Origin of the sequence: Xanthomonas chitinilytica (genome assembly GCF_026107455.2) — a bacterium.
GTDB lineage: Bacteria > Pseudomonadota > Gammaproteobacteria > Xanthomonadales > Xanthomonadaceae > Stenotrophomonas > Stenotrophomonas chitinilytica.
Map to the genome: position 1 here is coordinate 71,375 of NZ_JAPCHY010000003.1, position 13,418 is coordinate 84,792.

Genomic DNA, 13,418 nt, shown 5'->3' on the forward strand with positions numbered 1-13,418 from the left:
CGGAACGCGGCTCACGCCTGCGGTAGCAGGATGGTCACGCACAGCCCGCCATCATTGCGGTTGCGCAGCGAGATGCGGCCGCCATGGGCTTCCACGATCTCGCGGGTAAGCGCCAGGCCCAGGCCGGTGCCGTTGCGCTTGGTCGAGTAGAACGGCATCAGCGCGTTCTGCAGCACCGATTCGTTCATGCCGGGGCCGCGGTCCAGGATCTCCAGCCGCAGCCAGTTCGGCACCCGGCCGATGCGCACCTGCACGTCGTCGTTGGGCGGCTGCGCCTCGCCGCAGGCCTCGTGCGCGTTCTTCAGCAGGTTGAGCAGCGCCTGCCCGAACTGGGCGATGTCGATGCGGCTGCACAGCTCGGGCGGCGGCGGCTGCATGCGGAACGGGATCTGGTGCTGCAGGCCGGCGAGGAACTGCTGCCACTGCACCGTCTGCAGCTGCGGCTGCGGCAGCTTGGCGAAGCGCGCGTAGCCGCGGATGAAGCCCTCCAGGTGACGGGCGCGATCCTCCACGGTGCCGAAGATCTCGCCCAGCCGTTCGGTCTTGCCGCGGCGCACCAGCTCGGCGCCGGAATGGGCGAGCGAGGCGATCGGCGCCAGCGAGTTGTTGAGCTCGTGGCTGATGACGCGGATGACCTTCTTCCAGGTCTGCACCTCCTGGCGCCGCAGCTCGGCGGTGAGCAGGCGGATCAGCAGCAGCTGCTGCGGCTTGCCGTTGAGATGGAAGCGGCGCCGCGCCAGGTGGTAGACCTGCTCGTCGTCCTCGTCGTCGCCTTCTTCGCGCACCGCGAACAGGCTGTCGCCGCCGCGGGCGATGGCGTCGCGCAGCTCCTGCGGCATCTGTTCCAGCAGGTCCGGCATGTGCTGGCCTTCCAGCTTCCAGCCACCGTGCAGCAGCTTGCGCGCGGCGACGTTGGAGAACACCACCCGTTCCATGCCGTCGCCGCCTTCGGCCACCAGCAGCATCGCCACCGGGGTGTTCTGCAGCATGGTGTCGAACAGCAGCTCGCGCTGCGCCAGCGCCTGCCGCTGGGCGCGCAGCACGTCGCCGAGTTCGGCATGCGCCTTCACCAGCGCGGCCAGTTCGTCGTCGCCCGGCCAGTACACGCCGAAGTTGTACTCGCCGTCGCGGTAGCTGCTGGTGGTGCCGGCCAGCGCGCGCAGCAGCGAACGCACCGGTGCGGTGGCGCGGCGCAGGGTCCACCACATCAGCGCCAGCAGGCACAGCGCCGACACCGTCACCACCACCCAGCCGCGGTCCATCCAGTAGGCCAGCAGCCACGGTACCGCCGCGGCCAGCGCCAGCACCGGCAGCAACCGCAGGAACAGGCGGAAGGTGAAGGACATGCGCATCATTCGCGCGGGATGCCGTAGCGGTCCATGCGTCGGTACAGCGCCTGGCGGCTCAGGCCGAGCTCGGCCGCCGCCTGCGCGATCACGCCGCCCGCCCGCGCCAGCGCCGTCTCGATATGCGCACGGTCGGGTTCGGCCGCGGTCGCCGGCGCTCGCGAAGGCGCCGCCCGCGGCAGGTTGAGGTCGGCCGCCTCGATGCGCGGGCCGGTGGCCAGCAGCTCGGCGCGCTGGATCACGTTGCGCAGTTCGCGCACGTTGCCCGGCCAGGCATGCCGTTGCAGCGCGTGCGCGGCCTGGCTGGACAGCGGCTTGTCGCCGGACAGGAACAGCTCGGCCAGCGGCAGCACGTCGCCGGGGCGCTCGCCCAGCGGCGGCAGCGCCAGCTCCACGGTGTTGAGCCGGTAGTAGAGGTCCTCGCGGAACTGGCCGTTGCGGATCATCGCCGCCAGGTCGGCGTTGGTGGCGCTGATCACCCGCACCTTGACCTGGCGTTCGCGGTTGGAGCCCAGCCGTTCGAAGCGCCCGGTCTCCAGCACGCGCAGCAGCTTCATCTGTCCGGCCAGCGACAGGTTGCCGATCTCGTCCAGGAACAGGGTGCCGCCGTCGGCCGCCTCGAACTTGCCTTCGCGGGCCTTGTTGGCGCCGGTGTAGGCACCGGCGTCGGCGCCGAACAGTTCGGCCTCGATCAGTTCGGACGGGATGGCACCGCAGTTGAGTGCGACGAACGGGCCGTTCTTCACCGAGGAGTTGGCCTGGATGATCTCGGCGATCTTTTCCTTGCCGGCGCCGTTGGGGCCGGTGATCAGCACCGGCAATTCGGAACGGGCGACCTGGCAGGCCAGGGCGATCACCCGCTCGCTGGCCGGATCGGCGAACACCGCGCCGCGCAGGTCGTAGCGCTGGCGCAGGGTGTCGCGGTTGCGCAGTTCGCGTTCGCGGCGGCGGTCGAGTTCGCGCCGCGCCTCGGACAGCTCCAGCAGGTTGTTGACCGTGGTCAGCAGCTTGCCGTCCTCCCATGGCTTGGCCAGGTAGTCGGCGGCTCCGGCCTTGACCAGCTCCACCGCGCTGCCCAGGTGGGTCCAGGCGGTGAGCAGGATCACCGGCAGGTCGGGGTGGCGCTGGCGGATCTGCCGGAACAGGGTTTCGCCTTCCTCGCCGGAGGTGGTGTCGGCGGTGAAGTTCATGTCCTGGATCACCAGTTCGAACGCCTGCTCGTCCAGCATCGCCAACCCCTGCTCGGGCGAGCTGGCGTGGCAGGTATCGATGTCATGCAACGAGAACAGCACGTCCAGCGCGGTGGCTACGGCCGGGTTGTCGTCGATGATGAGGATCTGGGACATCGTGGACCTTGGAGGCTGGGAAGCGGAGACCTTACACGTAGCGCGCCGCGCTTGCAGGCGGCGGTCACGCCGGGTCGTCGCGGACGGCCGCCACCGGGCGATGGGCGTAGCTCAGCACGCGGGTGATCGTCCAATGTCCTTCGTGCTGGCGCCAGACGAGGGTGAAGTCGGCCAGTCCCTCGCACTTTCCCGTCGCCGTGTCGCAGAAACGGTGCCGGCCCTGCGAGATCGCGCCGAAGTCCTTCACCGGGAACACCTGCAGGCTGCCGCCCACCAGTTCCCGCGTGTAGCGGCCGCAGACGTGCTTCCGGGTGTTGGCCAGCATCGCGTCGCGGGTCCAGGTCGCGCCGCCGGTGTCGTGGTAGAACTCCACCGCCGGATCGAAGTAGCCGGCGTGCTTTTGCAACTGCGCCGGGTCGGAACAGCGGTTGAAGCTGTCGAAGACCTCATGGTCGAGGGCGGCGATGGCGGCATGCAGGCTGCCATCGCCCGAGTCTTCCGCCAGTGCGGCCGGACACGACAGCGACAGCGGGACGAGCAGGAGCAGCGGGAGGGCCTTCATCGCAAGGTTTCCTGGCAGGTGCGTTGGCGAACGGTAAGGAGGCTCAGGTACTGCGGGTCGCCACCGCCGGCGCGATCGCCGCCGCGCGCCGGGCCGGGCCGAACACCGCAACCTGGCCCAGCAGCCACAGCGCGGCGGCGCCGAGCGGCAGGTACAGCAGCGGCAGCCGCGGCAGCTCGTAGCGCCCCATCAGCCACTGGTTCAGCAGGTAGGCCAGCAGCATGCCGAGCACGATGCCGATCGTCGCCAGCAGGAAGTTCTCGGTCTGGAAGTAGCGCAGGATCTGGCCCTTGGTCGCGCCCAGCGCGCGGCGGATGCCGATCTGCTTGGTGCGCTGCTGCACCCAGAAGCTGGCCAGGCCGACGATGCCCAGCGCGGTGACGAGCAGCAGCAGGCCGCACACCATCAGCAGCAGGCCGACCATGTCGCGGTCGTTGGCAAAGAATTCGGCGCGCCCCTGTTCGAAGCTGAGCTTGCGCCATACCAGGCGGTTGGGATCGTTCTTGTCCAGCGCGGCCAGCGCATGTTCCAGTACCTCGTCGCGACGCGCCGGGTCGGTGACGCGGATGACGTAGCGGCCGCCGTTGGCGAAGTTCATGCGGACGGGCAGCAGCACCGAGTAGGTGCGGTTGTTGCCCTGCATGTTCGGGCGTACCAGTGTTTCCACCACGCCCACGATGGTCAGCGGGATGTTGGCCATATAGACGGTCTTGCCGACCGCATTGCCGTCGGGGAACAGCTTGTCCGCCGCCGGCTTGCTGAGAATGATGGTTGGGGTGAAGGTGTTGAGGATGTCCAAAGACGACCGCAGCACGTCGTTGCTGATGTATTCGTTGGCATTGAAGTCGCGGCCCGCGACCAGCTTCAACCCCAGCGTCGCCAGTGTGCCTTCGCTGGTGAAGTACTGGGCGGCGTTGAGCGTGGGGACTTCCTGCTCGGCGCTGAGCGCGAGCGAAGTGTTCCAACTGCCGTTCTGGAACGGCAACTGGTTGGTGACGGCCACGTGTTCAGCGCCGGGGATGGCGCGCAGCACGGCCAGGTCTTCGGCGGTGCGGGCGTCGGCGTTGGTCTGCTGGCCGATGCCGCTCAGGCCGATCTCGAGCAGGCGTTCGTCATCGACGCCGCTGGCCATGGTCAGCGTTTCCATGCGCTGGGAGACAATGAACAGCGCGTTGCAGATGATCGCGCAGCTCAGCGCGATTTCCAGCACGATCAGCGCCGCTGCGGTCTTGTGGCGCGACAGCGTGGAGAGGATGGGGCGGATTTCCATGGGGTTCTCCGGGAGCGGAAGAAAAAACGAGGAGTGGGAAGTGGGCGGAGAGAGCTGGCTTGCACCTGCCCGGTACTCCTCCAGTTGTTCCAGCCTTGTTATTGGCTCTTGAGTTGCAGTGCCGGCGTCACCTGCATCGCCCGCCATGCCGGCAGCACGCCGGCCAGCAGACTGGCGGCGATGGCCATGGCGAAGGTCAGCAGCAGCATCGAGCCGTCCAGGTGCGCCAGCGCGGCGTAGTCGGCCGGGCGTTGGCGCACCGCCCACAACCCGCCCAGCGCGAACAGCAGGCCGAGCAGGCCGCCGGCCAAACCAATCGTTCCGGCTTCGACCAGACACTGCTTGAAGATCTCCATGCGGCTGGCGCCGAGCGCACGGCGCACGCCGATCTCGCCGCTGCGGCGCAGGAACTTGGCCAGCAGCAGGCCCACGGTGTTGACCAGGCACACCAGCAGGAAGCCGAACGCCAGCCACATCTGCAGGCGCACGTCGCCCGGCACCACATTGCGGAACTCCAGCAGCTGCATCACGTTGCGCAGGCGGGTGTTGGCCGGGCGCTCGAAACGGCCGGCGGCGCGTTGCTGGTCGGAGTAGTTGTCCAGGTAGGTCTTGAAGGTGGCCGCGTCGCCGGCCGAATCCAATTCCACCCAGTACTGGATCCATGCACAGGGTACGTTCAAGGCCATGTTGTCGTTGATGACCTCGCGGCCAAAGCAGTTCATGTTGCCGCTGCGGTCAAGGTTCAGGTCGCGCGAGGTGGAGAACGGCACGAACACCTCCTCCCGGCGATCGTAGCGGCCGACATACAGATCGTAGAACAACGGTTGCGGCTTCCAGGCGTCGAGCACGCCGACGATGCGCAGTGCGTGGCCTTCGACCAGTACTTCCTTGCCGACACTGTTGGCGCCCTTGAACAGCTTGTCGTTGAGGTTGCGGCTGATCACCGCCACCCGCGCATGGCCTTCGTCCTCGGCCGCGTTCCAGCCTTGGCCATGCAGAAACGGCGTGTCGAACATCGGGAAGAAATCGGCCGAGGTATAGCGCATGCCGACGCTGAACGGCTTGAGCGCATCCACCCGCGGATCGACGATGCCGCCGCCGCCGGTCATCATCGCCTGCCGCGGCGCCTTCTTCTGCCGCAGCAGCTCTTCGGCGTCGAAGCGGGTCAGCTGCCCCTCCGGCTCCTCGCCGGGTTGGTAGCCTTCGCGCATGCCGGGGTCGAGCTGCACGTAGAACAGGCGTTCGCTCTTGTGCGGGATGGGGTCGCCGGAGAGCACCTTGAACACGGTGAGCGTGGTCATCGCCGCGCCGATGCCCAGGGCGATGGCCAGCACCATCAGCGCGGTGAGCACCTTGTTGCGGCGGAAGCTGCGCAGGGCCAGTTTGAAGTAGTAGGTGAACATGCTCGTGTTCCTTGCGGGCGGTCAGGTACTGCGGGTGGCGACGATGGGTGGCACGGCGGCGGCGCGCAGCGCCGGGCCGATCACGGCGGCCTGGCCCAGCGCGAACAGCGCCAGTGCGCCGATGGGCAGGTAAGGCAGTGGCAGGCGGGCGATCTCGAAGTACCGCATCAGCAGCTGGTTGCCGCCATAGGCCAGCAGCATGCCCAGCACGATGCCGGCGGCGGTCAGCAGCAGGTTCTCGGTCTGGAAATAGGCCACCACCTGGCGTCGGGTGGCGCCCAGCGCGCGGCGGATGCCGATCTGTTTGGTGCGCTGCTGCACCCAGAAGCTGGCCAGGCCGACGATGCCCAGCGCGGTCACCAGCAGCATCGCCAGGCACACGCCGAGCAGCAGCCGGGTCATGGCCCGGTCCTGGGCGAAATAGGCGTGGCGCAGGTCGGCCAGGGTACGGCTGTATTCGCGGTTGAGGATGGCCTCGGGCACCAGCGCCGGTGCCGCGGCGATGACGTTGCCGAGGATGCCGGGCAGGTCGCGCGGGTCGGCGCGCACCACGTAGGTGCCGCTCTGCGCGTCGGTGGTGACCGGCACGATCACCGACCACTGCGCCGCGGCGATACCGTCCTCGCTGCGGCCCGGGTCGGGCCGGGCGAAGTGCTCGACGATGCCGGCCACGCTGAGGCGGGAGTTGCTCATCCAGAATTCGCGGCCGAGCGGATCCTCGCCGGGCCACAGGTGCTCGGCGAAATCGCGGGTGATCCATACCTGCGCGTTGGCCGGCAGGAAGTTGTCGATCGGCTGGTGGTCGGCGGCAGTGAACGCGCGTCCCCGCACCGGCCTCAGGCCCAGCGCCTGGATCGCGCCCGGGTCGAAGGTGTAGAAGTGCGGCACACCGCCGAAGTGCTTGCCCTCGGCGTCCAGGGTCACCCCGGCCACACCGGCGCGCTGCGCGAACGGCACGCTGTTGACCACGCCGGCCGCCTGCACGCCGGGCTGGCGGCGCAGCAGGTCCAGCCAGCGGCCGTTGATGTCGGCCGCGTTGCAGCCTTCGCAGTCGTTCAGCGCCAGCGTCGCCAGCGAGGCCTCGTCCACGCCGCTGTCCAGGCCGATCAGGTCGATGCGGGCCACCGCCAGGAACAGCGCGTTGCACAGCACCGCGCAGGCCAGCGCGATTTCCAGGGTGATCAGCAGCGCCGACACGCGGTGCCGGGTCAGCGTGGCGAGGATGGGCTTGATGTCCATGATCAGGGTTCTCACAGCGACTTGACCTGCAATGCGGGGTCCACCCGGCTGGCGCGCAGCGCCGGCAGCAGCCCGGCGACGAGGGTGGCGGCCACCGCCAGGACGAAGGTGAGGGCGAGCATCGGCAGGTCCAGATGCACCATGTCGGCGTACTCCAGCGGCTGTTGGCGCACGTTCCACAGGCCCAGCAGGGTGAAGCCCAGGCCGATCACGCCACCGGCCAGGCCGATCAGTGCCGCCTCGACCAGGCATTGCGCGAACACCATCGAGCGGGTCGCGCCGAGCGCACGCAGCACGCCGATCTCGCCGCTGCGACGCAGGAACTTGGCCAGCAGCAGGCCCACGGTGTTGAACAGGCAGATGCCGAGGAAGGCCAGCGCCAGCCACGATTGCAGGCGCGCATCGCGCGGCACCGCGCCGTTGTAGTCCAGCCATTCCATCAGGCTGGGCAGGCGCACGTTGCCGGTCTGGCGGATGCGGCCCAGCTCATGCTGCTGGCGCACGTAGCCGTCCATGAACTGCCGGTAGGCGGAGGCTTTGGCGGCGCTGTCCAGCTGCACCCACAGCTGCAGCCACACGCAGTCCGAGTTCTCCAGGTGACCGGGGCGTTCGGGCAGGCCCCAGCAGGTGAACTGGCGGAAATTGCCGGCATTGAGCTGCAACCCGGTGAAGAACGGCACCATCACATCCTCGGGTTTGGCGTAGTAGCCGGCGGTGTCGCCCTGGGCGAAGCGGCCGCCGGCCACCGTGTAGTACTGCGGCGACGGCCGCCACGGTGCCAGCACGCCGACGATGCGTACGTCGCTGCCGCGGATGCGCAGCATCCTGCCGGTGCTGTCGCGGCCGCCGAACAGGTGCTGGTTGAGGTCCCACGAGATCACCGCCACCCGCGCCCGGCGCTCGTCGTCCTCGGCCGACCAGCCGCTGCCCCAGGCCATCGGTACCTGGAACATCGGGAAGAAGTCGGCGGTGGTGGAGAGCATCGTCGCCATGCTCGCCGGCTCGCGGCTGTCCGCTGCCTGCAACCTCACCGGGCTGTCCACCACCAGCGCCTGGCGGTCGGCCCTGCCGGAGCGCCACAGGTCCACCGCCGAGGTGTAGTCGAGCATGTCCGGCGGGTTGCGGCGCGGCTCCTCGCCGGGCATCGCGTCCAGCTGCGGGTAGTACAGGTACTGGCTGCGGCCGGGCAAGGGATCGCCCGAGAGCAGGTGGCGCACCGTCAGCGTGGTCATCGACGCGCCGATGCCCATGGCGATGGACAGCACCATCAGCGCGGTGAGCACCGGCGTGCGGCGCAGGCTGCGCAGGCCCTGGCGGAGGTAGTACGGGAACAGGGACATGCCGTGGTTGCCTCAGTCCTGCGTGGTGGATTCCGCGATGTGCGCGGCGCGTACCAGCACCGGCTCGCGCAGCAGGTCGGTGGCCTGGCCATCGACGATGTGCACGTTGCGCTGCGCGCGTGCGGCCAGCTCCGGGTCATGGGTGACCATGACGATGGTGGTGCCCTGGCTGTTGATCTCCTCCAGCAGCTCCATGACGCCGCGCGCCATCTGCGTGTCGAGGTTGCCGGTCGGTTCGTCGGCCAGCAGCAGGCGCGGGCTGCCGGCCAGCGCGCGGGCGATGGCGGCGCGCTGCTGCTGGCCGCCGGACAGCTCGGCCGGGTAGTGCTTCATGCGCGAGCCGAGGCCGACGTCGCTCAACGCCTTCTCGATGCGCTGGCGGCGCTCGGCCGCCGGCATGCCGCGGTAGCGCAGCGGCACATCGACGTTGTCGAACAGGTTCAGGTCGGGGATCAGGTTGAAGCCCTGGAAGATGAAGCCGATCTTCTGGTTGCGCAGGCGCGAGCGGGCGTCGTCGCCGAGGTGGCTCACATCCTGGCCGTCGAGCAGGTACTGGCCGCTGGTGAAGGTCTCCAGCAGCCCGGCGATGTTGAGGAAGGTGGTCTTGCCCGAACCGGACGGACCGGTGACGGCGACGAACTCGCCTTCGCGCACGTGCAGGTCGAGCGAGCGCAGCGCGTGGGTTTCGACCTGTTCGGTGCGGAAGACCTTGGAGACGGATTGCATCTGGAGCATGGGAGGTTCCTGTGCTGAAAGGTGGAAACGGGGATCAGTTGATGGAAACGCGCTCGGCATCGCCGAACAGGTCGGTACCGGAAACGACGATCTTTTCGCCCGGCTGCAGGCCTTCGACGATCTCGACCTCGCCCAGGCTGCTGACGCCGAAGGTCACCGGGCGGCGGCTGGCGGTGCTGCCGTTGACCACCCAGGCATAGCGCCCGCCGGACTGCTCGACGAACGGGCCGCGCTCGACCTTGACCACGTCCTTGCGGGTGTCGAGCAGGATGCGCGCGCTCATCCGCTGGCTCTGGCGCAGGCCCGGCGGCTGCTGGTCGGAGAAGCGGATGCGGGCCACGACCTCGCCGTTCACCACTTCCGGCGACACCGCCGAGATCTCGCCCGGGAACGGCTGGCCGGAGCCGCTGGTGAGCTGTGCCGGGATGCCGATGGCCAGGTCGCGGGCGAAGCTTTCCGGCACCTTGATCTCGACCTCGAAGCGCGACAGGTCGACCACGCCCAGCACCGGCGCGTTGGCCGCGACCTGGGTGTGCTGGGTGGCCTGGACCTGGCCGACCTGGCCATCGAACGGCGCGCGCAGGGTCAGCGCGGCGACCTGGCGCTCGACCTCGTTGACCACGGCCTTCTGCCGTTCGGCCAGCAGGCGCTTGTTGCGCGCATCCAGGTCGGCGCCGCGACTCTGCAGGGCGGCGTCCTGGCGTGCGTGCTGCAGTTCGATGTCGGCCTTCTTCAGCTCGTCCTGGGCCTTGGCCAGGTCGACCTGCGGTACCGCGCCGCCGTCGTAGCCACGCTGGAAGCGGTCCAGGTCGCGCTGGGCGGCGGTGCGCACCAGCCCGGCCTGGTCGGTGAGCTTGCTGCCGGTGGCGCGGGCCAGGGTGGCGTCGAGCGTGGCGCGGCTGGATTCGGCCTCCAGCCCGGCCAGCGTGGCCTGCTCCTGCGCCAGCTTGCTGCGCAGCTCGGGGCTGTCGATCACCGCCAGCTCCTGGCCCTGCTTGACCACGTCGCCGGCCACCACCTTCAGGGTCACGGTGCCGGCGGAGATCGCGTACAGCACCGGGCTGTTGGCGGCGATCACGCGGCCGTCGGCGGCGATGTCGCGCACCAGGTCGCCGCGGCCGACGGTGGCGATGCGCAGGCGGGCGCTGTCGAACGAACGCGAACCGCCCAGCCAGCCCTTGGCGACGAAGCCGATGCCGACGAGCACGACCAGGACGGCCACGGCCGGCCACAGCCAGCGGCGCCACGGGGCGGGCGCGTCCTTGGAAGAGAGGGTGTGGTCCTGGGCGGAAGTGTCGCGGATCATCAATCGGCTTCGCTGCTGGGGTTGGTTACCGTTAAGCAGAACCCGTGCCAATTCCAAGCCATTGAAAACACTTGTTTATTTTTCACGCGGCCAGTGTCCGGGTGTCCGCGGACACTGCCGCGGACACCGCCCGGCCGGCACCGGACAGCATTTGTCCGGAGGGCCGGTGCCGGCCATGGCTAAAATGACCGCCTGACGTTTCCAGTGGACTGACTATGTGCGGCATTGTGGGTGCGATCGCTGATCGCGATGTGGTTCCGGTACTGATCGAAGGACTGAAGCGCCTGGAATACCGCGGTTACGACTCGTCCGGCATCGCCGTGATCGACGGCAGCGAGGTGCGCCGGGTACGCCGCACCGGCCGCGTCTCGGAGATGGAAGCCGCCGCGCAGGTCGAACGCTTCCACGCCACGCTCGGCATCGGCCACACCCGCTGGGCCACCCATGGCGGGGTGACCGAAGCCAATGCCCATCCGCACATCAGCCACGGCGTGGCGCTGGTGCACAACGGCATCATCGAGAACCACGAGGAGCAGCGCGAGAAGCTGGCCGCATTGGGCTACGTGTTCGAGTCGCAGACCGACACCGAGGTCATCGCGCACCTGATCCACCACCACCTGCAGCAGCACGGCGACCTGCTGCTGGCGCTGCAGCACAGCGTCAAGGAACTCACCGGCGCCTATGCGCTGGCGGTGGTCAGCCAGGCCGAGCCGGAGCGGCTGGTGGTCGCGCGCATGGGCTGCCCGCTGCTGGTGGGGCTGGGCGAGGGCGAGAACTTCGTCGCCTCCGACGTGTCGGCCATCGTCCAGGCCACGCGCCGGGTGATCTTCCTGGAAGAGGGCGACACCGCCGAGCTGACCCGCCAGGGCGTGCGCGTGTTCGGTGGCGACGACCGCCCGGTGCAGCGCGGCGAACACCTGTCCGACGTGTCGCTGGCCTCGCTGGAGCTGGGCCCGTACCGCCACTTCATGCAGAAGGAGATCCACGAGCAGCCGCGCGCGCTGGGCGACACCCTCGAGGCGGCCATCGATGCCGGCGGTTTCCCGGCCGAGCTGTTCGGCAAGAACGCCGAAGCCGTGCTGCGCGATATCGAGGGCGTGCAGATCCTCGCCTGCGGCACCAGCTACTACGCCGGCCTGACCGCGCGCTACTGGATCGAGGCCATCGCCGGCCTGCCGTGCAGCGTGGAGATCGCCAGCGAATACCGCTACCGCGCCGCCTACGCCAACCCCAGGCACCTGATCGTCACCATTTCCCAGTCCGGCGAGACGCTGGACACGATGGAGGCGCTCAAGTACGCCAAGTCGCTGGGACACCTGCATACGCTGTCGATCTGCAACGTGCCCGAGAGCGCCATCCCGCGCGCCAGCGAGCTGGTGTGCTACACCCGCGCCGGCGCCGAGATCGGCGTGGCCTCGACCAAGGCGTTCACCACCCAATTGGCGGCGCTGTTCCAGTTGACCGTGGTGCTGGGCAAGCTGCACGGCCGTGTCGACGCCGAGCGCGAAGCCGACTACCTGGAGCAGTTGCGGCACCTGCCGGGCAGCGTGCAGCACGCATTGAACCTGGAACCGCAGATCGTCGCCTGGGCCGAGCGCTTCGCCGGCAAGTCCAATGCGCTGTTCCTCGGCCGCGGGCTGCATTACCCGATCGCGCTGGAAGGCGCGCTCAAGCTCAAGGAAATCTCCTACATCCACGCCGAGGCCTACCCGGCCGGCGAACTCAAGCACGGCCCGCTGGCGCTGGTCGACGCGGAAATGCCGGTGGTGGTGATCGCGCCCAACGACAGCCTGCTGGAGAAGGTGAAGTCCAACATGCAGGAAGTGCGCGCGCGCGGCGGCGAACTGTTCGTGTTCACCGACCAGGACAGCAACTTCGGCGCCTCCGAAGGCGTGCACGTGATCCGCACCCCGCGCCACGCCGGCGTGCTCAGCCCGGTGGTGCACACCATCCCGGTGCAGTTGCTGGCCTACCACACCGCACTGGCGCGCGGCACCGACGTGGACAAGCCGCGCAACCTGGCCAAGAGCGTCACCGTGGAGTGAGTGCGCATGGCGCGATGCCCTGATCCGCAGGGGATCAGGGTGCAGCGAGCAAGGGTCCGTCGACATCGAATTCCAGCTGCCGCGGTGTGCGCATGGCCCGGTAGCGACGCCACGGGCCGAGCTGGTCCGCGCTGCGCGGTGGCGTGAGTGCGATAGCGCCTTGTAGGCTGGCGATGCGCCTTGCCTCGGCACAGCGGCGATAGGCATACGAGACTGAGATCGGCAGCCGTGCGGCTACCGCCGGCATGTGGTTGCCGCAACTTCGCAGCAGCACGATCCATGCGCCGGCGCGCGAGGGATGGGCGGTGTCCCTGTCGGGAAGACCGGCGCGTTCTTCGCCGGCGATCAGGCGGGCCAGCGGATCATGGGCCTCGTCGCTGACCAGGCGGTTCATCAGCCGGTGCGGAGCGCCTTCGTCGGCCTCGTCGCCGCTGGCGTGGTCCGGCCGTACCCATGCCGGACGTGGAGTCCGGCATGGCGCACCAGGGCCTGGTACAGGTGGCTGATCAGCCGTTCCTGGAAACCGGGATCGGAAAAGTCGGCCTCCACCCCGTGCCGGGCCGACAGCTGCCCGGCCATCGGCCAGGCCTCCTGCACCACATCGGCAGGCCCGTATTCGCCGCGCGTGGCCCGGACGATGCGGCGCCGATCTTTGCCGCGCTGGCGCAGGAACCACTCGAACGGATCAGCGGCGCCGGTCATGGGCTTGGGCCTGCGGGATGGTGCAGGGCCAAGCGTGGCGCGACTTCTCCCGTCCGGGAAAGGCCACCCCGGCGGCGATATGCCACAATCGCCGCCGCACGGCAGGAAGCAGCAGGACCCCGAC

General features: G+C 69.0%; 12 protein-coding genes. 1 reads left to right on the forward strand and 11 read right to left on the reverse strand.

Going from position 1 to position 13,418, the window contains the following annotated elements; genetic code table 11:
* Positions 1-11: 11 nt before the first annotated feature.
* The 9 genes from OK345_RS04275 to OK345_RS04320 all read right to left on the reverse strand — a co-directional run bounded on the left by OK345_RS04275 (position 12) and on the right by OK345_RS04320 (position 10,547).
* On the reverse strand, positions 12-1,355 hold the full coding sequence (locus tag OK345_RS04275) for a sensor histidine kinase (protein ID WP_306332088.1): 1,344 nt from the start codon (positions 1,353-1,355) through the stop codon (positions 12-14).
* Complete coding sequence (locus tag OK345_RS04285) at positions 1,352-2,692, reverse strand: sigma-54-dependent transcriptional regulator (protein ID WP_265126687.1); 1,341 nt, start codon at positions 2,690-2,692, stop codon at positions 1,352-1,354. Before OK345_RS04285 ends, OK345_RS04275 begins: the two co-directional genes overlap by 4 nt.
* Positions 2,693-2,756: 64 nt before the next feature.
* Positions 2,757-3,254 (reverse strand): nuclear transport factor 2 family protein, encoded by a 498-nt coding sequence (locus tag OK345_RS04290; RefSeq protein WP_265126688.1) that lies wholly within the window; start codon positions 3,252-3,254, stop codon positions 2,757-2,759.
* A 43-nt stretch (positions 3,255-3,297) separates the two neighbouring features.
* Complete coding sequence (locus OK345_RS04295) at positions 3,298-4,524, reverse strand: ABC transporter permease (RefSeq protein WP_265126689.1); 1,227 nt, start codon at positions 4,522-4,524, stop codon at positions 3,298-3,300.
* Positions 4,525-4,622: 98 nt separating this feature from the next.
* Positions 4,623-5,927 carry an ABC transporter permease gene (locus tag OK345_RS04300; protein WP_265126690.1) on the reverse strand — a complete coding sequence of 435 codons (1,305 nt, stop codon included), beginning with the start codon at positions 5,925-5,927 and terminating at the stop codon, positions 4,623-4,625.
* Between the two features lie 21 nt (positions 5,928-5,948).
* Positions 5,949-7,166 (reverse strand): ABC transporter permease, encoded by a 1,218-nt coding sequence (locus OK345_RS04305; protein ID WP_265126691.1) that lies wholly within the window; start codon positions 7,164-7,166, stop codon positions 5,949-5,951.
* An 11-nt stretch (positions 7,167-7,177) separates the two neighbouring features.
* Positions 7,178-8,500 (reverse strand): ABC transporter permease, encoded by a 1,323-nt coding sequence (locus OK345_RS04310; RefSeq protein WP_265126949.1) that lies wholly within the window; start codon positions 8,498-8,500, stop codon positions 7,178-7,180.
* An 18-nt stretch (positions 8,501-8,518) separates the two neighbouring features.
* Positions 8,519-9,241 (reverse strand): ABC transporter ATP-binding protein, encoded by a 723-nt coding sequence (locus OK345_RS04315; RefSeq protein WP_265126692.1) that lies wholly within the window; start codon positions 9,239-9,241, stop codon positions 8,519-8,521.
* Between the two features lie 34 nt (positions 9,242-9,275).
* Positions 9,276-10,547 carry an efflux RND transporter periplasmic adaptor subunit gene (locus OK345_RS04320; protein ID WP_265126693.1) on the reverse strand — a complete coding sequence of 424 codons (1,272 nt, stop codon included), beginning with the start codon at positions 10,545-10,547 and terminating at the stop codon, positions 9,276-9,278.
* Between the two features lie 215 nt (positions 10,548-10,762).
* Between OK345_RS04320 and glmS the strand changes: the two genes are divergently transcribed.
* Entirely contained in the window at positions 10,763-12,592 is a 1,830-nt protein-coding gene (glmS, locus tag OK345_RS04325; RefSeq protein ID WP_265126694.1) for a glutamine--fructose-6-phosphate transaminase (isomerizing), read from the forward strand.
* 34 nt (positions 12,593-12,626) lie between these two features.
* Here the strand turns inward: glmS and OK345_RS04330 are convergent, their stop codons facing one another.
* The gene (locus tag OK345_RS04330) at positions 12,627-12,986 is read right to left on the reverse strand and encodes a hypothetical protein (protein WP_265126695.1); all 360 of its coding nucleotides are present in this window, start codon (positions 12,984-12,986) and stop codon (positions 12,627-12,629) included.
* Complete coding sequence (locus tag OK345_RS04335; RefSeq protein WP_265126696.1) at positions 12,986-13,294, reverse strand: hypothetical protein; 309 nt, start codon at positions 13,292-13,294, stop codon at positions 12,986-12,988. Before OK345_RS04335 ends, OK345_RS04330 begins: the two co-directional genes overlap by 1 nt.
* Positions 13,295-13,418: the final 124 nt, after the last annotated feature.